Origin of the sequence: Candidatus Chloroploca sp. Khr17, from assembly GCF_004138165.1 — a bacterium.
GTDB lineage: Bacteria > Chloroflexota > Chloroflexia > Chloroflexales > Chloroflexaceae > Chloroploca.
Genome location: NZ_RYFF01000005.1, coordinates 134,751 through 155,052, shown reverse-complemented (window position 1 = coordinate 155,052; position 20,302 = coordinate 134,751). Strand labels below are relative to the sequence as shown.

Genomic DNA, 20,302 nt, shown 5'->3' with positions numbered 1-20,302 from the left:
AGATCCTGATTGGTTAGCGGAAGGGAAGTTCTACAACCTCCGCAGCGACACCGGCAATCTCAAGCCGGGTACCCACAGCAGCATAAGCGGTACGCACATACCCCAGGGCAATCAAGCCATAGCGTGGGGAGACAACAAGGCTGGTGAGATCACCGGCCTCTTTGTCACCAACAGCAAGTTTTGCCAAAGGGATGGTTGGTTCAGTCGGCAGCGTGGGCAACGCCGCCAGGCGTAAGCCACGCAACTGTTTCGCCAGGCGCCCACGACTCTCCATACGGGCAATAATCTCTTGCCCAACATAGCAGCCTTTGTTGAAACTCACCGCCTCCCACAGACCGGTCTCAAGCGGAATATACTCCTGTGACAATTCACGCGCATAGGCCGGATAGCCCTGTTCGACCCGCAGCACATCGTAGGTCGCGGGGTCAAGCAGCTGCGCACCAGCTTCACGCAGCGCATCAGCCACCTGCGCCATCGTTTCAGGTGCCGCGAGCAGCCAGTACCCATTGCCGCCAATAGCGTGTGTCCGTGTTACATACAGCAACTGATCATGCCAGGTTGTCACCGCAACCCCGTGCGCAGCAAGCTCAACCCCCGGCAGACCAAGTTGGGCAAGCAGCGTAGGAGCCTGAGGCCCATAGAGGGCACGCTGATCAAGGCTGGATCCGGCATCTTCAAGTTTCACCCTGTCGTTGAAAAAGATATTTTTGCGTAGATGGCTGCTCAACGCCGCCCCACGCCCGGGACTGCTGATCAGCAACAGCGCATCATCAAAAGCGTACACCGTCAAAAGATCAATCATCCGCCCGATTGGCGTCGTCAGGACGGTCATCGTCCCTTGCCCAGGTTGCAACGCTTCAATATGGTTCGTCGAGAGGCGATGGAGGAGCGCAGCACGATCACGGTCACGCATCCAGACGCGACCGTGATCAGTCGCAACCAGCAGGCTTGCGCCTTCGTACGTATCAGCATAGGCACGAGGCATGGCCTCGGAAATATATGACAGCATAGGGGATTACCTCACTATTCATGTCATGATACCACAGGCCGCCTGGTTTTATCTGCGATCTTGCTGAAATTCATTGCCGAGCAGACCAAGCAAGACATTGTAAGGTGGCGCATTTTCGGGATGGAGCTCGAAGCGTGCCCGCTCAAACCACTGCACCGTATACTCGCGCCCATCACTGAGTGTCTCGGCCTGTGGGCCACTCAGCGGCAACCCAAAGAGCGCAAGGCTCTCGGCTTCACTCTTGCCGGGGCGTCCATCAAACTCAAGCCCATTGGCACGCCAGAGGGCCAGGATCGCACCGCAGACATTGTGGCCCGTCTCGGCAAAGAAACGACAGCCTGGCTCTGATGTACTCGTTGCAAAGGTTTGCCAATCACGCCCCTGTTGCACCAGCCGATCAAACCCCAGCCGCCCGAGCAGCACATCGTACGGCGGCGCATTGCCGGGATGCAACTCAAGGCGATTGCGTTCAAACCACTGCACCTGCAACGCCCGACCTTCGATCATCTCTTCGCGCTGCGGCCCCACCGGATACCCAAAGACAGGCAGGCCACCATTCTGTTCCCAGAATGTCCGGATCCGACCCGCGATGCAAAAGCCCGTCTCGGGGAAACAGCGTTGATCAACCGGCTGGGGTTGCGGTTGCGGTTGAGGCTGAGCCTGGCCGACGACGTGACGCAGGAAGACTGGCGACGGGCCGAGCCCGAGGACAAATTGCCCATCACGTGCCACCTCGGTACGGGTTTCACCACTGAGCGTCACCAGTGTTCCTTGGCCTGCGCCGGTAGGAATGGCAACCTGAGCAGGCTGCAAGGCCCAGAGCAGATCAACCACCTCGCCCCCGCGTTGAAAGCGTGCGCCATAGGCCGACGGGCCACTCAAAACCGTCAGATCATCAAGGTAGATCGTCCCTGCTCCCGTCGCCGTATCGGGTTCATCATCAAGCACCAGGGCGATCAAACGAGCCGGCAGATCGAGGCGAAGGTTGCCACTGCCACTGACGCGATCGTAGGCCTCGACCTGACCAGAGAGCGGCACGGCGAGGAATTGCCACCCAGGCGCACCAACAAAACCGAGGCGAAACTGCAACGTCTCGCCTTCGGCATCACGCAACCAGACCTTGAGCGCATGACCACTACCATCGCCATAGATTTGAACCCCAAGGTCGGTGGCACCAGCCGGGATCAGGGCCGGTGAACCTGCGGTAAAGACAACATAATCATTGCCACGAGTACCAAAGGTATAACTGAGCTGGCCCGAAAACTGACCGCCATAGACCTGTGCCGAACTCTGGGTAAACGTACCATTCGGCTGATCACCACGGCGCCACGTGCCAAAGTTCTCGAAATCAACCACCACGCTGCGCTGACCGAACTCAAGCATGCCAGCGGGCGTCGTCCCAACGAGTTGCTGATTGAGGGTACGGAAGGCCTCGAGGGCGGGTTTGCCCTGGCTATAATCAGTACGCCCCGCGCCATAGGCGAGCAGACCAAGGCCATCACCGGGGTTGACGTCCTTGAGGTTATACCAGATCACCCGTTCCACCCCGGCAGCCCGTAAAAGGGCAGCCCCGCGCACAAGATAGCTCGCCTGAACCTCAGGCGCAACCTGACGGCCATCGCGGTCACCACTGGCCGTCGACCAGCCATACTCAGTCACCCAGATCGGCTTCGATCCAAGGCGTTCAGCGAGCGCTCGTACTGAACCAACCCCAGCCGCAGCGATCTGACCCTCTTCAGGGCTTTTGGGATCGGTATAAGGGTGCAACGCAATCACATCAAACGCATTCCAGGCCCCGTGCGTCGCCATCGCTTGCAAAAAGCTCGTCGCAGGCTCAGGCGAGACCAGGCCAGCCGCTAACACCCGGGCATTGGGATCAGCCGCCTTGATCGCCTGGTTCGTTGCCTGCAAGAGCGCGGCATAGGCAGCAGGGTCGGGGGCAGGTGCCCAGTAACGCGCATTATCAGGCTCATTCCAGACCTGCCAATATTGCACCCGATCTTTATAGCGAGCGACGACCGCACCGGCAAACGCCGCAAACTGCGCCACATCAGGAGGGGCAAAGGCTTCGCCGCGTCCACGCGCAGCCCAGGCCGGGGTCGGGCCATTCAACAGACCAATGACCTTGATGCCACGCCGCGTCAGATCATCAACCACCCGGTCATGCCAACCCCAATCAAACTCACCCGGACGAGGCTCGATCCGCGCAAACTGGAAATCTTCGCGTGCCCACCCCATCCCCGTCTGCCCCACTAGATCGACCGGCACCTGCAACGTCTCATAGACTGGATAGCGCGACGCCAGGTGGCTATTCACCCCAAACGCCGAATCGATCCCAGCGCCTGATGATTGCCCAGCGACTGGTGGCAAGGGCGTGAGCAGCAGCGCAAGGCCGACGAGCACCCCAAGCCAGAGGCGAGCTGATTTGAACATACAAAGGCTCCTTACGTAACTGTTCATACTCATCCTGGGAGCGAGAGCGTCCCGCCCTCGGAATGCCTTCGAGGGCGGGACGCCCTCGCTCCCAGGCAAGCCTGCTACCCCAAATGTGAACACATACCTCCTCAGGGTGACTTGAAAGAATAACAAGACCCTGGTATAATACCGAAGGTTTGAGCCAATTGGTTACGCACCAAGACGAGCCACATTGTACAGCATGTCTTATTTCTGCGCCCCCATAGTCTAGCGGCCTAGGACGTCACCCTTTCAAGGTGAAGATCGCGGGTTCGAATCCCGCTGGGGGTACCATTTTTTGTATGGCTTGCTGGTTACTCAAAACTGAGCCCACCGTATACAGCTACGCTGACCTGGAGCGTGAGCGCAAAACGATCTGGGACGGGGTCGCAAACAACGTTGCCCTCAAACACATGCGCACGATGGCCCCAGGCGATCAAGCACTCATCTATCACACGGGCGACGAGCGCCAGGCTGTAGGCATAGCTGAAGTAATCAGCGCCTCATATCAAGACCCCAAGACAGACAATCCTCGCGTTCTTGTCGTTGATATTCGTGCCACGCGCGCCTTGCCCTCACCCGTCAAACTGGCCGACATCAAAGCCGATCCGCTCTTTGCCGACTCGGCGCTGGTGCGCCAGGGTCGCCTCTCAATCGTTCCTTTGACAGATCAACAGTGGCAACGTTTGCTTGTCATGGCCGAAGTTTCGGCGTAATATGGTATATTACGCACTATGTTTGGTCAATTTGCAACTCCAGTGAAACTGGAACTATCTGAGGCGCTGCGGAGGTGCTGCGATGGATGCAGCGACAATCCTGGTCGTAGACGACGAGCAGCCCATTGTCGATCTGGTGGCGAGCTATCTAGCTGCTGAAGGTTTTGCGATTCAGCGCGCCTTCGATGGCCCATCAGCGCTGACGCTGGCCCGGGCGATCCGGCCTGACTTGGTCATCCTGGACGTCATGCTGCCCGGCATTGATGGCATCGAAGTCTGTCGACGTTTGCATCAAGAGACATCAGTCTATGTGTTAATGCTGACCGCTCGCACTGACGAGGTTGACAAATTGATTGGGCTTTCGGTCGGGGCCGACGATTACCTGACCAAACCCTTCAGCCCGCGTGAACTCGTCGCCCGCGTCAAAGCAATCCTGCGGCGTTCGCGGATGCCCCAGGAAAAAAGCGCCGAACGCCCAGCACTTCAGTTTGGGGTGCTCAGTATTGACCCCGAACGCCGCGAGGTGCAACATGGCGAGACCATGGTCGAGTTAACGCCGCGTGAATTTGATCTCCTCTACGTGATGGCGAGCTATCCGGGGCGCGTGTTTACCCGTGAAGAGCTGTTGCAACGCATCTGGGGGGCCGATTTTGCGGGCATAGATCGGGTCGTTGATGTGCATGTCGGCACCCTCCGCCGGAAACTCGAAGAATGTGGCCCGCGTGAAGCCCCAGTTGTCCAGACCGTGCGTGGGGTTGGATATAAATTTGTCGGTGGGATACGATGAGATGGCATCATCAGTTACGCTGGAAGCTCTTTGCATCGCACCTGATCATTGTGGTGATTGCTGATGTTGTCTTGATCGCCACGGCGCTCTTCCTGGCTCGCGTCGGGTTGGTTGAGGTCGCCCCGCTCACCCTCGGGGCAGCAGCGGCGGAAACAGGCCCGCTCCGCGATCTTGCGGCAACCGAGGGCGTGCAGACACCCTTATTGCGTCAGTTTCAAACCGTCTTGCAGCAAGCCCTGTTGATCAGTGGCTTTGCTGCACTGACGGCTGCGGTGATTGTCAGCCTGTTTGTTTCCAAACGCATCGTTGAACCCCTTTACACGCTCTCGATCGTCAGCCGACGGCTTGCCCAGGGCTTTTACCGGGAACGAACCAGGATCTCGAGTGACGATGAGATCGCCCAATTATCGCAGAGTGTCAATCAACTGGCCGACACCCTTGACCGTACCGAACAACGGCGCCTGGCGCTACTCGCCGATGTGACTCACGAATTGCGCACCCCGCTCGCAACCATCAGTGGGTATATGGAAGGATTGCTCGATGGCGTCATCAAACCTGAACCGCAAACCTTCAACCTGATTCTCCACGAGTCAAACCGCCTCCAACGCCTGATTGAAGACCTCGAACTGCTCTCACGCGTCGAAGCTGGCCAGATCCCCGTGGTGGTGCGCAGCATGAACCTGCGCACCTTGCTGCAAGGGGTCGTGACCCATTTTGAGCCGATCTTTCAGGCCAATCAGGTCGAATTGGCCCTCGATGTCGAGGCCTACCTACCTTCGGTCTGGAGCGATCCCGATCGCATTGATCAGGTGATGATCAATGTGCTCTCGAATGCCTTTCGCTACACACCCAGTGGGGGCAAGGTAACGGTACGAGCCGTCTATGCCAACCCGATGGTCAAAGTCTCAGTGCAAGATACCGGAGTAGGCATCGCAGCCGAGCATTTGCCCCATGTCTTTGAACGGTTCTATCGCGTCGATAAATCACGCGCACGCCAAAGCGGGGGCAACGGCATCGGTTTAGCCATTGTGCGCCACCTGATTGATGTCCAGGGTGGTGAGATCTGGGCCGAAAGTGCAGGGCCGGGCACCGGCACAACCATCTCTTTTACGCTGCCCATCCCGCCGGGGGCCTCAGAAGCCCTGTTGCAACCTGCACGCCAACCAGGCGCCGTCGAGGCCCCATGAGCGAACTGATCACGCTGGAACTCTGGCACGTCTTTTTGATCGTCGTCAGTTCACTGGCCGTGGCCTTCCTCGTGATGCACCGGATCTTCCCCCCGATGGAACGCATCCGCGACATACGTGATCTCTCACGCGAGAGCGGCTTGCCGACACGACCACAACCCGAGCCAGAGGTAGCCAGCACGCCAGAGCGTAGCGTTCAAGAAGAAGGGCTGGTTGGCTACCGTGCGCCACCGTGGCTGGGGGTCTATTGGAAGGCTAATCTTACGTTGATTGGGCCATTGCTGTTAATCTGGCTGGCAAGTTTTCTCCTGCCGGCAATCTTTGCCCCCATGCTCAATCAGGTGACGGTACTGACGGGTTTTCCACTCGGCTATTATATGCAGAGCCAGGGTGCGCTCATTATCTTCATTGGCCTGACCTTTGGCTATACCCTGCGTATGAGGAAACTCGATCGTCGCTTTGCCACGAGTCCACCCGAAAGCGCGGATCAACGCAATTACCGCAATCGTCTGCTGATGGCGTATCTGGGCTTTACGCTCGGGTTTCTTCTGCTGATCGGGGCAGTAAGCCTGCTTGATGCGATCTATACTTTGCCGCCAGGCGCGATCAGTTGGTTCTTTCTCTTGCTCACCATCGGCGTTTATGCGGTGATCGGGCTACGTGCGCGAACCGAGCAGCTTGATGAGTATTATGTCGCCGGACGGCGCGTGCCAGCGCCGCTCAACGGCCTGGCGACAGGCTCGGACTGGATGAGTGCGGCCTCGTTTATCAGTATGGCCGGGGCGCTCTTCCTGCTCGGCTACGAGGGGCTGGCCTATATAACCGGCTGGACAGGTGGCTTTGTCTTGCTCGTGCTTTTGCTTGCACCGTATTTGCGCAAGTTTGGGCAATTCACGATTCCTGATTTCATTGGCGCACGCTATCCAGGAAGTGCCACCCGTGTGCTCGGGGCGATTATCTGCATCATTATCAGCTTTACCTATCTGACCGCACAGGTGACGGGGATAGGGATCATCATGAGCCGGTTCCTCGGTATCAATTATATGCTCGGCGTCATCGTCGGGCTCTCGACTGTGCTGCTCTGCTCGTTTCTGGGGGGGATGAAAGCGATTACCTGGACCCAGGGCGTGCAGGGCATTATCATGGTTGTGGCCTATCTCGTGCCAGTGACCTGGCTCTCACTCAAACTGACCGGGGTACCGATTCCCCAGTTGATGTACGGCGAAGCGCTACAAAACATTATCCGTCTGGAAGCCGAGCAGGGCATTACGTCAAGTTATATTGAACCGTTCAACGACTGGTCATCGCTCAATTTTATTGCGCTCACGATCTGCCTGATGGTAGGAACAGCGGGGATGCCCCACATTCTGACGCGCTTTTATACCGTACCCGACGTGCATCAGAGTCGCAGCAGTGTTGCGTGGGCCCTCGTCTGGATCGCGGTGCTGTACCTCACTGCACCGGCCTATGCCGCCTTTTCACGCTGGGAGATCCTGCAAGATGTTGTAGGACGCCCGGTTGCCGCGCTCCCTGAATGGGCCGAAAACTGGGCGCAGACTGGGTTGCTCACGATCAGCGAAAATTCCCCCGACGAAAACGGTCCTGATAATCGTCTGCAATACAGCGAATTGCGGATTGACCCGGATCTGATCGTGCTCGCAACACCCGAGATTGCCGGTTTACCAACAACGGTGGTGGCACTGGTGGCGGCCGGGGGCATGGCGGCTGCCCTCTCGACGGCTGACGGACTGTTGATGGTCATTGCAGCAGCGGTGGCACACGATATCTACCACCGCACCCTCAACCCAAAAGCCTCGTTGCGGGAACGGCTCTGGCTTGGGCGCATTATGATTCTGGTGGCCGCAGTGCTGGCGACACTCACAGCCTTGCAACGTCTCGCCATCATTGTGCAGATGGTTGCCTGGGCCTTTTCGCTCGCAGCAGCAACGTTCTTTCCTATTCTGGTCATGGGCATCTTCTGGAAGAGAGCCACGAGCCGCGGGGCAGCAGCGGGTATGCTGAGTGGCTTGATCGTCACTGCAGGGTATATGGCTCTCACCTCGATCCTGCCAGATTGGAGCATTCTAGGCATTAGCAGCAGTGCCGCAGGCATCTTTGGCATTCCAATCAATGCCCTGGTGACCTGGCTCGTCAGCCGGTTCGACATCCCACCCTCGCCCGAGACCCAGGCTATGGTCGACTCGCTACGCCATCCGTAGGTACGATAGATAGACCTTCCGAGTAAGCTACCCAAGGCTAAAGCTCTTGGGCTTTACCCTGCACTACCGACGAGTCGGCAGCCGGGTAGCATGGCGCACTTACAGGCGCCCGGCGGCCAATATTGACCGCCGCGATCACATCTGCTGGCCCAGCGAAGCCACAAGATGTGCAGACAAACGAAGCCTGGGTTTTGCGGTTGGCCTTGTCAATACAACCGCACATAGGACAGGTACGAGAGGTATTCCGAGGATCAACCCGATGGACAGGAACCCCGCACATCGCTGCCTTGTAGACGATAAAGGCCTGCAACTGCGCAAAGGCCCAGCTATGGAGTGTTGCGCGCTGCGACCTGCGAGCCGTTATCCGCGTGCGAATATGCGTCAGATCCTCCAACGCTATCGCCCGCTTCGTGCCTTCGGCCTTCGCAACAATCCGTTTGGAGAGGTTGTGGTTTACCCATGTCGCAAAGCGGTATTCCTGCCCTACGAGCTTTCGCAAGCGGCGGCGGGCACCGTGGGTCCGTTTCCGCTGGAGCTTGCGCCGCAAGCTCCGATGCCGATAGCGCACGTTCTTGATCGCCTTGCCGGAATGGGTCTCGCCGTCGCTATCTACCGCAATATTGGTCACCCCCAGGTCAATGCCCATCACGCCTTCCACGTCGCCAGGGTCGGGTATTTCAACCTCGCACCCAGCGAACAGATACCACGCGCCGTTGACCAGCGCCAGATCCGTCTCGCCCCGCTGCGAAGCGAGCAACGGGCGCTGCCTATCGCCGCAGAGGAACGGGATCGCCTGCCGCCCGTCGAGCGTCCAGATCGAGACTTCCTGCTTGCCGCGGTGGAAGGACAGGATGCGATCATCGTAGGCCATCGCACCGTGTGGGCGAAACGTGCGCTGAACCTTGCGATCCAGCTTGTAGGCATCCGCTACCTTCGCAATGCACCGCACCACCATTTGCGCGGCAAGCCCGAACGCCTCGCGGGTGTCCTGGTACACCAGCTTGTGAACCGCAAACTGCCGAAAGGTCTTGGTCTCCCATGCCGTCAGACTCATCGCGTTACACGCCTCATTCGCCCGCTCAAGCGTGCGCTGCAAAGCGTCAGCTTGCTCAGGAGTCGGCTGCAACTTCAGTTGGATTGTGAGCCTCATAATATGAGAAGTATACTACATAGCGAACACCCGTGCAACTCAGGGCTAAAGCCGCTCAAGCGGGGCGCTCCTCCCACGGCTAAAGCTCGTGGGTTTCCGCGCCTAAAGGCAAGCATTCTATGAGGCCGACAAACCGTCCTATGCTATAATAAACAGCATTGTACAACGTTCCGAAAGGGGGTGAGCACCATGTCAGAACCTGACCTTAGTGGCCTTACAGCCTATGATCACTCATGCCAATTCGTCGTAGGTGCCACCAATTCTGCTCAACCCTTGAGGAGTGTGACCGTATGAAAGATGCACAGCCCGAGAAAATATTGCACGAACGTTATGACCCGACGACCATCGAGTCAAAGTGGCAGGCACGCTGGGCGGCTGATGATCTCTATCGAACCGCCCCGGCTGATGAACGCCCCAAGTATTATGTGCTCGATTTTTATCCCTACCCGTCGGGTGAGGGCTTGAGCGTCGGCCATTGCCGCAATTATGTGCCCACCGATGTGGTTGCGCGCTACTATCGGATGAAGGGCTATAACGTCCTGCATCCGATGGGATGGGATGCCTTCGGGTTGCCCACCGAAAACCAGGCCATCAAAACCAAAACCAACCCCTCGGTCTTGACCCGCCGTTACGCCGCCAACTACAAACGCCAGATGAATTTGATCGGGGCCAGTTATGACTGGAGCCGTGAGATTACCTCGTCTGAGCCAGACTATTATCACTGGACCCAGTGGATCTTTTTGCGTCTCTACGACCATTGGTACGATCCACGCGTCGATCAGGCCCGTCCGATTGCCGAACTTGAGGCCGAATTAGCGGCGTATGGCACCTCGCGCCTGGGCTTGCCCTTGTCAGAGCGTGGGGTTACGGCGGAAGCATGGCAGGCGACAACAGCACTCGAACGGCAAGAGATCCTCAAGCGCTTCCGGCTAGCCTATCGCGGGGAAGCGACGGTCAACTGGGATCCTGTTGACAAGACGGTGCTGGCGAATGAAGAGGTCGGCCCTGATGGTCGCGCCTGGCGGAGTGGGGCGCTGGTCGAGCGCCGTACGCTGAAACAGTGGTTTTTCCGCACGACGGCCTACGCCAGTCGCCTGGATCGCGACCTTGATACTGTTGACTGGCCTAGTCGCATTGTCACGATGCAGCGCAACTGGATCGGGGCCTCGGTCGGGGCTGAGGTTATCTTCAAGACAGTGGCCGGCGACGAATTGATCGTCTTTACGACGCGGCCCGATACGTTGTGGGGGGCCACCTTTATGGTGCTGTCACCCGAACACCCGCTGGTCGCCAAGCTGACCACACCGGCACAGCAGGCTACCGTCGAGGCCTACGTTACACAGGCCAAAACCAACGCCAGTGCGCCTGTGCCCGTCGAAGAGAAAGAGAAGACCGGCGTTTTTACCGGCAGTTATGCGGTGAATCCGGTGAACGGGGCCGAAATTCCCATCTGGGTCGCCGATTATGTCTTGATGGGCTACGGCACCGGCGCGATTATGGCGGTACCCGCCCACGACGAGCGCGACTTTGCCTTTGCCCTGAAATTTGGCTTGCCGATCATCCCGGTGATCCAGCGACCCGACGATGCCGCCCGTTCGGTGGTACGTCGGGGAACCTATGCTGAGGATCTGCCAAACCAGTTGCGTGCGGCGGGGTATCAGTTCAGTGAACAGGATGGCGATCTGGTCGTTGACCTGACCGGGGCGCAGGCCGAGGCGTATGCCCACCTGGTGCAACCGGCGTTGTTCAATGGATGGACCGAAATCGCTGGGAGCGGGTGGAAGTTCATCTTTCCCGATGTCATCGTCGCCGTCGACTCGGTTGAAGCGGATCAGCAACTGGCCGCACGGATCAGCACCGCGTTGCAACGCAACGATCTGCCAACCGTGATGGCCTATCTGACGACGATTCCAGCCTACCGCGACCTGCTCTATCACGATGAGACCGGGGTACCGATCAGCTCGGGGGCGATCAACGGCCTGCCTGGTGATGAAGCGATCAGTTGGACGATTGATCTGCTTGAGGCTGAAGGGAAGGGCAAGGCCCGCCACAATTACAAACTGCGCGACTGGTTGATCAGCCGCCAACGCTACTGGGGCACCCCCATTCCGATCATTCACCGTGCCGATGGCCTCGAGGTGATGGAAAGCGACGAGCAACTGCCCGTCACCCTTCCAGGGGTCGAAAACTATGAACCCACAGCAACCGGCGAGTCGCCCCTGGCCCAGATTGACGAGTGGGTCAAGGTGACCCTGAGCGATGGGCAACAGGGACGGCGCGAAACCGATACGATGGGAACCTTTGCCTGTTCGTCGTGGTATTTCCTGCGCTTTGTTGACCCCCGGAATCCCCACGAGTTGGCACGCCAAGAGGAACTGGCTTACTGGTTGCCCGTCGATATGTATGTCGGTGGGGCGGAACACGCCGTCATGCACCTGCTCTATGCCCGATTCTGGACCAAGTTTCTCTATGATATTGGGGTTGTCCCCTTTATCGAGCCCTTTCAGAGCCTGCGCAATCAGGGGCTGATCCTGGCCCCGCCCCGTGAAGTAGATGGGCAGATCGTCATCGAAAAGATGTCGAAGTCCAAAAATAATGTCATCACGCCCGATGAAGTCGTCGCAACCCACGGGGCCGATGCGCTGCGGGGCTATGAATGCTTCATCTCGGACTTCGAGGCTGCGGTACCCTGGAGTACCGATGGGGTACCGGGGATTCGCCGATGGCTCGACCGCGTCTGGCGCATTGTGCTCAATCCTGAGCAAGACCGTGCGAGCGAAGGCGAGTTCACCGAGCGGCAATTGCAGCGGATCCTGCATCAGACGATCATGCGCGTTGAACATGATATCAAAGGATTCAAGTTCAATACAATGGTTGCTGCGTTGATGGAGTTTACGAATGCGCTCTATAAAGCGCGTGAAGCCGGGCTGAGCAAGACCCCCACATGGGCCGAAGCGATCGAGACGTTGATGCGCCTGATCGCACCGGTCGCGCCCCATATTGCCGAAGAGCTCTGGGCACGCACGCAACGCAGTTATAGCATTCATCAACAGTCCTGGCCCAAGGCAGATCCTGCCCTGGCGGCGGAAGAAGAGATCGAGATCGTCTTGCAAGTCAATGGCAAAATCCGCGACAAACTCGTGGTACCTGCTGATGCTGATGAAGCGCAGTTGCGCGACGTTGCGTTGCAGAGCGAGCGGGTCAAAGGATACGTTGGCGACAAAACGATCCGCAAGCTCATTGTGGTGCCAGGCAAACTGGTGAACGTTGTTGTTAGTTAAGACGAACCCTCAGGCGGGCAACCTCCGGTTGCCTGGCTGAGGGTTTGGTGGATGTATGAATATTTCTACGCAGCGGATTCTGGTTGCCTATACCATTTTGTTCGCTGGCATAGCCCTCTTTATCTTGCGGAGGATGGTCTTGCCAACTACCTTCGAAATCCAGGGTGTGCCCTTTGACATTGCCGTACCATCAGTGCTCAATTCATGCTACAATCGTCCTGCACTGAACACGTGTAGTGATAGTTTCATTGTCATCCTGACCACGGTCGGCGTTGTGCTGGCGAGTGGGTGGAGGAGTGCGGGGCGGATGATTTTTGCCGTTATTCTCGGCATTCTACCGCTTGGACTCTATTTTATCTTGAGTCCAATCTGGATTCCATTGATCCTACTTGCGCTCTTGCCCATAGAAATTGAAATTGGCACTCGCTTTCTTTTTCCAAGGCAAGATCGTCTTTCGATCTAACATTGTTGTAACACTACTATCTGGATTGTAAACAGGAATACCGGCTTTAGTCGGCTAAAGCCGGTACTCCTCAGACACAAATCGTCTAGCTTTGCTCTATAGTCAGGAGAATATATGTATCGTGGTGATGTTGTTGAACTTCAGAAGATTGTGACCTACCCGTGTCTAACGATTACGCTTCCTACGCATCGGACCTCGCCCGACAACCGGCAGGATCCGATTCGCTTGAAGAATCTGACCCGCGAGGCCAACGAGCGTTTGAAAGATGAGTTTGGCAAACGCGAAGTGGCCCAGTTGCTCGCCAATCTTGAAACTGCAACGAATGATTTAGACTTTTCACGTACGCTTGATGGGCTGGCAATCTTTGTCAACGCCGAGACAAGCTACATCTATACAGTACCCTTTGAACTGCCTGAACGGGTGGTCGTCGACGAAACCTTCTTTACGCGAGATATGGTCTTTGCAATGAACCGCACGCCCCGCTACTGGGTGGTGGTGTTGAGCGAGCAGCCGACCCGACTCTTTGAAGCGACCCGTGAGGATCTCGAGGAAGTCAAAGTGGCAGGCTTCCCGCTGACCCACGGCGGCCCAGGGGGAGGCAGTGGGTTGCCGAACGATCCGGCAGTCAACAGTTCGCGGTTCCGCGATGAGCACCACCGGATCTTCTTCCGGAGCGTTGATGAAGCGCTGACCGAAGTCTTGAAGGAAGATCCTTTGCCCGTTGCCGTCGTTGGCGTTGACCGATGGATCTCCTTCTTCAATGAGGTTACCAGTAACGCGAGCCAGATCGTGGCGACCGTCCGAGGGAACCACGACACGACACCGGGGCACGAATTGGGCAAACTGGTCTGGCCTGAAGTCAAAGCAAGCCTAGCAGAGCGGCGCAATGGTGTGCTGGAAGAGCTTGGCACAGCCGTGGGTGGGCAGCGTAGCGCCTCGACACTCGGTGAAGTGTGGCGCTTTGCGCGTGAAGGCCGTGGCGCAACCTTGCTTGTCGAAGAGAACTACCACGAGTCGGCCATGCTCGACGAGACTGGCTTCCAGCTCTTGCCCGATACAGGCGAGAGCGGCCCAAACCATCTCGACGATGCGGTTGACGAGGCGATCACGATGGTGATGAGCATGGGTGGTCGTGTGGTCTTTGTGGAAGATGGTGCCCTCGAACAGCACGGGCGGATCGCCTTGATTCTGCGGTATTAGGGAGATCTTGGGGGCCTACGGCCCTCATCTTCTTGCGCTGGAGCAAAGCCAGCTACGTCGGCTTTGCTCCAGCACAAGAAGATGAGGGCTTCTTTCCCTCTTGATTCGGGAAAGCCCACTATTGCGCTGCGACAATGAAAGCGTTATCCTTAAAGAGAGCTATTGTGTGACAAGACTGAGCATGGTGGTGAGGCGAGTCAGGATAAGCGACTCCCTTCGCCAGAAACATAGAAAGAAGCAAAATAATGCGTATGAGTTTTCGTATTGCACGTATTGCAGGCATTGATCTTAATCTTCATATAACTTTTTTGCTGATGTTGCCGCTAGGAGCTTTGATCTGGGGCAATGGAAGTCTTTTTGGGGCGCTCTTTGGTGTGTTGATGATGATCCTGCTCTTTAGCAGTGTACTGCTGCACGAGCTTGGGCACGCCCTCACCGCACGCGCACTCGGTATTCCGGTACGTGAGATTCAACTGTTACCAATCGGTGGTGTAGCCGTGCTTGGGCGGCCCGTGCAACGTCCCGGGCACGAACTGTTGATCACCATCATGGGGCCAATTGTCAATCTCTTGATTGTCTTTGGCCTGCTCATCGTCGCGATCTTTAGTGGTCTGGCAACCAGGATGACCGCCGAGTCAATGGTCAACATGGTTGGGACACCCTCATTCGATGGGATGGTGCTCTGGCTGATCCAGGCGAACCTGCTGCTGGCGCTTTTCAACATGATCCCGGCGTTCCCGCTCGACGGTGGGCGAGTGCTGCGTTCGGTTATGGCAATGTTGATGGATTACCGACGAGCGACGCGCATCGCGGGGGCCATTGGGCAGGGTATTGCTATCTTGCTGGCTGTGGTTGGGGTTATGAGTGTCAACTTCTTGCTGATTGCCGTGGCGGTCTTTATCTTCCTTGGTGCACGCCAGGAGGTGGTGGCAACCGATGTCATCGGGGTGCTTGATGATTTGAGTATTGCCGATGCGCTAAACCGTGAGCCTGCCAGTTTGCAGATCGGGCAGCGGGTGAGTGATGCGGCGGCCCTGATGGATGCGACACGCCAGCAGGCCCTGGTGGTCTTGCAGGGCGAGCGCGTGCTTGGCATTGTGCTGCGCGCCGATATTCAGGCCGCGATCGCAACCGGACGGGGCGAAATGTGGATCACGATGATCATGCGCCGCGAGATTGTCCGGGTTCCCTTTGGCGAGTCGCTGGAAGTCGCCCGCGCAACAATGGCCGAGCATAGCACCCCGGTGCTCGCCGCCTACGACGGCGAGGAATTTCGTGGTCTGCTGACGATTGACGATATTGCCACCGCGTATGCCGTGCGCGACCGAGGCACACCACCACAAGGGCCGTCGACGACCCCACGCACCACGCCGTCGGCATAAAGACCGCTAGGTGCGCAGCAGCGGTAGAGCGGAGCCTTCGGCAACAGGTGGGCCAGGGGGGGGCAGCACCTCTCCCTGGCCCACCTCGTCAGTGTCGACACCTCGGCTCGAGGGTACTGGGTCGCGGCAATGGGTGAGAACGAAATGCGTCATCCTGTCCCTGCCTTCAGAGGCCCGAGACGGCACGAACGACACTAACCTGGCGCACCGGGCCGAGGTCGCTTGGCACATCAGAATGTGCGCCCCAACAATAGAGTTGTCCGGCACGATTGAGCGCACAAGTTTTGCGCTCACCAGCGCTCACCTGAGGCAGCGTGGTAGGGCTAAGATCGCGCATCATATGCGAGCGCAGATCCACCACCACGAATGAAGGCTTCGGTGCTGGCGGCTCATCTACCGACGGCCCACTCAGCAAGGCGGGAGTGGTCGCAAGCAGTAGAAACCCGAAGCCAATGAGGAGCAGCACGAGCACCCAACGCATCACGCTCCTCCCTCTGTATACTCAGCGCAAGCCATAGCCATGGAACAACGAACTACCCAGGCATCCTGCCCAAAGTGAACGCCCGTAACCCTTCGGCAAAGGCAGTTGCGCCACCCTGGGCGGGGTGGCGTACGGCATGATGAGGTACCTCAAGCGTCGTCAGCGAAGCGGCAGCCACCCGCCCCATCGCAACCACTGGCACCCCTGGGAAGAGGGCAAGCATTTGCAGCAGCAAGGGACGACCAAGCGCAAGCTCGGCGGCTCGCGGCAAGCGGTTGCTCTGATCATTGCCGGGACGATGTGGGTGAAGTGGGTAGGCGTTCCAGCCCACGGCAGAGAGACCGAGCGCGGCAAGTTCACGGTAGACCAGGGTAGCAGTCTGTTCGGCACTGATGCGCCCATCATCCGTCGCCAGGGCAAACCCTCGGGCAACGCCAAATTGGCCATCGTCGGCCAGCAAGATGCGCTCGCTGGTAAAGGGAACCCCGGTGCGCCGCGCCCCGTGGTAGCCCGGGGCCTCGCCGACGATGATCAGATCGGGGCCGCGCTGCTGTGCCAGGTGCAAGGCAAGCGCCAGGTTCGCCCGCCGGATCGCGTTGCCAGGCGGATCGTCGCCTGCGTACATATTGATCGCGTCCGACGGGGCCGCAATGCTCGCCAGGGTCGTGATCAGCGTCGTGACAGCTCGTTGGTATGGCATAGTCTTGTTGTGGTATCCTGTTATACCAATTGGAATTGAGCACGCCGCATAGGTCGTGCTGCCAGAGGGCATTGGAACGCCATAAGTGGCAATCTGCAATCCAAAATCCGCAATCTGCAATGGTGTTAGGTATGATGAAATCACGCTTGTGGAAGCAAAGCACGCCAGCGTTGATGCCCACAAGCAAAGGAGCGACTCGATGAAGCGTTGGCTCGTGTGTCTTGGTGAGATCCTGGTTGACTTTTTGCCGCTTGAACGGGATGGTACCATAACTGGCTTTAGCTTGCATCCTGGGGGCGGGCCGTTCAATGTGGCGGTCGGGTTGGCCCGGATGGGGGTGCCAACAGCGTTTGTCAGCAAGGTTGGCAACGACTATTTTGGGCGACGCCTGCGCTCGCATGTACGCGCCGAGGGCATCAACGATCGCTGGCTGGCGAGTGTTGAGGCCCCCACGACCCTGGCATTTGTGACAATTGAGGATGGCGAACCGGCTTTTACGTTTTATGGTGATGCCGCAGCCGATACACTGCTGACGCCCGCAGATATCACGCCCGATCTCGTCGAAGCAACGGCGCTGCTCCATTTTGGCGGAATCAGTCTCTTGCGCGGAACAACCCCGTCGGCGGCACTGGCAGCGGCGCTGGGGTTGCGTGGAAAAGCCCTAGTCTCACTTGATATCAATGTGCGCCCACGTCTGATCACTGATGAGGCAAGCTACCGGGCTACGGTGGCCCAGGCAGTCGCAGCGTGCGATCTGCTCAAACTGAGTGCCGCCGACATTGCTTGGCTCGCCCCCGCGACCAATCCGCTCGTTTATGCACGTGCGCAACTCGAGGCAGGCCCCTGTGTGGTTGCGGTGACCCGGGGCGGCGAAGGCGTGACCGCCCTGCGACGACAGGGCGACAGGATCGAACAACTCGATGTACCCGGTTTCAAGGTGCAGGTCGCCGACACGGTCGGGGCCGGCGACACCTTTAGCGCGGGTCTGCTCGCTGCGCTGGCTGACACCGACGCACTGAGTCGCGACGCCCTGACGCAGATGCCCAGCGCAAGCCTGGTTGAAGCCTTGCGGCGTGGGGCCGCTGCCGCAGCGCTTGCCTGCTCACGCCCTGGTGCCAACCCACCAAACCGAGCCGAACTAGAGGCCTTCCTTTGCACATAAGACAAGGTTGCAAAAGGGCCGGATCAGCGTTACCCTCAACATGGAGTGCCGACGTATGGTTTTCCAGCAATGAATCCGCTCGACCAAACCTCACAGATCTCGCAGACCTGCGCGGTCTCGCCCGTGCCGCGCATACCGGATTATTTCCTGGAAGACCATAAGTAGGCTGTAACATAAGTTTTTTGATACCAGCGGGGGCTGCGACAGGCTCCTTTCGCCCTGGGAGCTGTCACTGGCTGAAAGGCAATCATGCTTTATGGATCGCACAGACTTGCAGGCACGTTTTGGCCTTGCTGGACGGGTGGAGTTTGTTGATGAGCCAGGCGGGATGCTCACGGCCAGGCTCATGGCTGAAGAGGGCACGGCGACGGTCGCGTTGTACGGAGGACAGGTGTTGACATACCAGCCTACCGCAGGGCCACCCTTGCTATGGGTCAGTCAGGCTGCGCGCAAGGCTGGTCGCCCCCCGGTGCATGGGGGCATCCCGATATGCTGGCCCTGGTTTGGGGCGCACCCCAGCGATCCTGGCAAACCGCTGCATGGCTTTGTGCGTGAGCGCTGGTGGCAGGTAGATGGCAGTGGCGTCAACAATACAGGCGTGTGGCTTCAACTGAGTCTCAGCCACGACAAGACAACGCTGGCTCTGTGGCCGTATGCGTTTCGTTTAACGCTGACGGTGACGGTTGACAAGCACCTGGAGGTTGCGCTGAAGATCACTAACCTGGATGCCGAAACCTTTGGCTGGAGTGGCGCGTTGCACAGCTATTTTCAGGTCACTGATGTAACTCAGTGTGGCATCATAGGACTTGATGGTGTTAGCTACTTTGATAAACTCACGCACGAAACCCACACCCAGAGTGGGCCGGTCAAAGTTGGCGCAGAGATCGATCGGGTTTATCAAGGCACAACCGGAACGTGTTTGCTTGAAGATCCCGTGCAAGGTCACACGATCAGGATCGCCAAGCAAGGAAGTCATTCAACGGTTATCTGGAACCCGTGGCACGCAAAGGCCCAACAGATTCCCGATTTTGCTGATGATGCATCCACCTCAATGGTCTGTATCGAAACAGCCAATGCTCTGGCTGCAACAATGACGCTGGCCCCAGACGAAAGTCACACGATGATGGCGATCATTGATCGTCTAGAGAAGAAGTAAGATGCAATTCCCCGAAGTTTCCTGGCTCAACCTCCCAACTGGCCCCCTTGCCTACCGACGTGGCGGCACAGGCGCTCCCTTGCTGCTTATTCACGGATGGGGCGGATCATCACGGTATTGGATGGGGGCATTTGCGACGTTGGCAGAAGAGCATGATCTGATTGCGCTTGATCTGCCAGGATTTGGCGAGTCGCCACCACCGAAAACGCCGGCGACGCTTGATACGTTAACCGCCAGCGCCCTTGCGACCATTGATGCCCTGGGTCTCGGACGGGTTACGGTGGTCGGGCATTCACTTGGGGCGGCGATCGCCTTGCTGCTAGCGGCGGCACGGCCTGATCGGGTGGAACGGACAATCCTAGCGAGCTTTGGGCTGCCGCGGAGTTCAGTCGAAGCAGGCGTCTTTGCCGGCCTGCACTCGCAACTCCGCACGAACGCCGCGCTCTGGGCACCCTGGCTGAGCTTTTGGGGGCCGTGGTTTACGATGATGCGACCGTGGACGCAGATGGCGTGGATGACACCGCCCTGGCCAATCATGCTGGCCTCGCAGGTGGTCTATCGCATGAACGAGATCCCGTACGCCGCGATGGCGATTGGCGTTGCTGACCTGATCGCGATGGATCCGCGCGTTGCGATGGAAGCAGCAAGCAGTTCGGGCGATCCGATTGTCATGGTTGCCGCCGAGCAGGTACGGGTACCAACGCTGGTTGTGAGTGGACGCGAAGATCCGCTCTTTCCACCAACAGCAGTGATGGCCCTCGCCAATACCCTTCCTGATGCAGGGCTCGTCTTGCTCGACAACTGCGGCCATGTGCCAATGATCGAGGCGGCTGTGCCGTTTTATACCTCAATTGGCGCATTTCTCGCCTGAGCGCACGTTTCACCGATACGTGCCTTCAAACACTTCAGCGGCTTCAGCCAATGACGAAAACGACCAGCTTTGCTGGTCGTTTTC

The 20,302-nt window shown here is 58.1% G+C and carries 16 protein-coding genes and 1 tRNA gene; 12 read left to right on the top strand and 5 right to left on the bottom strand.

The features are described from left to right. Nucleotides 1–13: 13 nt before the first annotated feature. On the bottom strand, nt 14–1,009 hold the full coding sequence (locus EKD05_RS05045) for a folate-binding protein YgfZ (protein WP_240695643.1): 996 nt from the start codon (nt 1,007–1,009) through the stop codon (nt 14–16). Between the two features lie 48 nt (nt 1,010–1,057). Beyond that, nucleotides 1,058–3,442, bottom strand: coding sequence for a glycosyl hydrolase (locus EKD05_RS05040; RefSeq protein WP_165360591.1), 2,385 nt, complete (start codon nt 3,440–3,442; stop codon nt 1,058–1,060). Between the two features lie 238 nt (nt 3,443–3,680). On the opposite strand from EKD05_RS05040, the gene EKD05_RS05035 reads away from it, so the two are divergent. The 5 genes from EKD05_RS05035 to EKD05_RS05015 all read left to right on the top strand — a co-directional run bounded on the left by EKD05_RS05035 (nt 3,681) and on the right by EKD05_RS05015 (nt 8,372). Next, nucleotides 3,681–3,757: transfer RNA gene (locus EKD05_RS05035), tRNA-Glu, on the top strand. 8 nt (nt 3,758–3,765) lie between these two features. Further along, nucleotides 3,766–4,179 carry an EVE domain-containing protein gene (locus EKD05_RS05030; RefSeq protein ID WP_129671343.1) on the top strand — a complete coding sequence of 138 codons (414 nt, stop codon included), beginning with the start codon at nt 3,766–3,768 and terminating at the stop codon, nt 4,177–4,179. Nucleotides 4,180–4,261: 82 nt separating this feature from the next. Beyond that, complete coding sequence (locus EKD05_RS05025) at nt 4,262–4,966, top strand: response regulator transcription factor (RefSeq protein WP_129671342.1); 705 nt, start codon at nt 4,262–4,264, stop codon at nt 4,964–4,966. Next, a complete protein-coding gene (locus EKD05_RS05020) occupies nt 4,963–6,153 on the top strand; it encodes a cell wall metabolism sensor histidine kinase WalK (RefSeq protein ID WP_129671341.1) in 1,191 nt (396 codons plus the stop codon). Before EKD05_RS05025 ends, EKD05_RS05020 begins: the two co-directional genes overlap by 4 nt. Further along, the gene (locus EKD05_RS05015) at nt 6,150–8,372 is read left to right on the top strand and encodes a VC_2705 family sodium/solute symporter (RefSeq protein ID WP_129671340.1); all 2,223 of its coding nucleotides are present in this window, start codon (nt 6,150–6,152) and stop codon (nt 8,370–8,372) included. The genes EKD05_RS05020 and EKD05_RS05015 overlap by 4 nt, the downstream gene beginning before the upstream one ends. A gap of 37 nt (nt 8,373–8,409) precedes the next feature. Here EKD05_RS05015 and EKD05_RS05010 read toward each other — a convergent pair whose 3' ends face one another. Beyond that, the gene (locus EKD05_RS05010) at nt 8,410–9,522 is read right to left on the bottom strand and encodes an RNA-guided endonuclease TnpB family protein (RefSeq protein ID WP_097654297.1); all 1,113 of its coding nucleotides are present in this window, start codon (nt 9,520–9,522) and stop codon (nt 8,410–8,412) included. Between the two features lie 290 nt (nt 9,523–9,812). On the opposite strand from EKD05_RS05010, the gene EKD05_RS05005 reads away from it, so the two are divergent. The 4 genes from EKD05_RS05005 (at nt 9,813) to EKD05_RS04990 (ending at nt 15,848) form a co-directional block, all read left to right on the top strand. Continuing rightward, a complete protein-coding gene (locus tag EKD05_RS05005) occupies nt 9,813–12,803 on the top strand; it encodes a leucine--tRNA ligase (RefSeq protein WP_129671339.1) in 2,991 nt (996 codons plus the stop codon). A gap of 55 nt (nt 12,804–12,858) precedes the next feature. After that, nucleotides 12,859–13,266: a hypothetical protein gene (locus EKD05_RS05000; RefSeq protein WP_129671338.1), complete on the top strand. Its 408-nt coding sequence runs from the start codon at nt 12,859–12,861 to the stop codon at nt 13,264–13,266. 114 nt (nt 13,267–13,380) lie between these two features. After that, nucleotides 13,381–14,466 (top strand): hypothetical protein, encoded by a 1,086-nt coding sequence (locus EKD05_RS04995; protein ID WP_129671337.1) that lies wholly within the window; start codon nt 13,381–13,383, stop codon nt 14,464–14,466. Between the two features lie 251 nt (nt 14,467–14,717). After that, on the top strand, nt 14,718–15,848 hold the full coding sequence (locus tag EKD05_RS04990; RefSeq protein ID WP_165360590.1) for a site-2 protease family protein: 1,131 nt from the start codon (nt 14,718–14,720) through the stop codon (nt 15,846–15,848). A gap of 166 nt (nt 15,849–16,014) precedes the next feature. Here the strand turns inward: EKD05_RS04990 and EKD05_RS04985 are convergent, their stop codons facing one another. Together EKD05_RS04985 and EKD05_RS04980 are read right to left on the bottom strand one after the other, a co-directional pair. After that, nucleotides 16,015–16,329, bottom strand: coding sequence for an RCC1 domain-containing protein (locus tag EKD05_RS04985; protein ID WP_129671335.1), 315 nt, complete (start codon nt 16,327–16,329; stop codon nt 16,015–16,017). Between the two features lie 52 nt (nt 16,330–16,381). Next, nucleotides 16,382–17,029: a uracil-DNA glycosylase gene (locus tag EKD05_RS04980; RefSeq protein ID WP_129671334.1), complete on the bottom strand. Its 648-nt coding sequence runs from the start codon at nt 17,027–17,029 to the stop codon at nt 16,382–16,384. A gap of 199 nt (nt 17,030–17,228) precedes the next feature. On the opposite strand from EKD05_RS04980, the gene EKD05_RS04975 reads away from it, so the two are divergent. From EKD05_RS04975 to EKD05_RS04965, 3 genes are all read left to right on the top strand, one after another. Then, a complete protein-coding gene (locus tag EKD05_RS04975; RefSeq protein ID WP_129671333.1) occupies nt 17,229–18,191 on the top strand; it encodes a carbohydrate kinase in 963 nt (320 codons plus the stop codon). 256 nt (nt 18,192–18,447) lie between these two features. Next, nucleotides 18,448–19,347, top strand: coding sequence for a D-hexose-6-phosphate mutarotase (locus tag EKD05_RS04970; protein ID WP_129671332.1), 900 nt, complete (start codon nt 18,448–18,450; stop codon nt 19,345–19,347). Between the two features lies 1 nt (nt 19,348). Beyond that, entirely contained in the window at nt 19,349–20,218 is an 870-nt protein-coding gene (locus EKD05_RS04965) for an alpha/beta fold hydrolase (RefSeq protein ID WP_129671331.1), read from the top strand. The last annotated feature ends 84 nt before the right edge of the window (nt 20,219–20,302 follow it).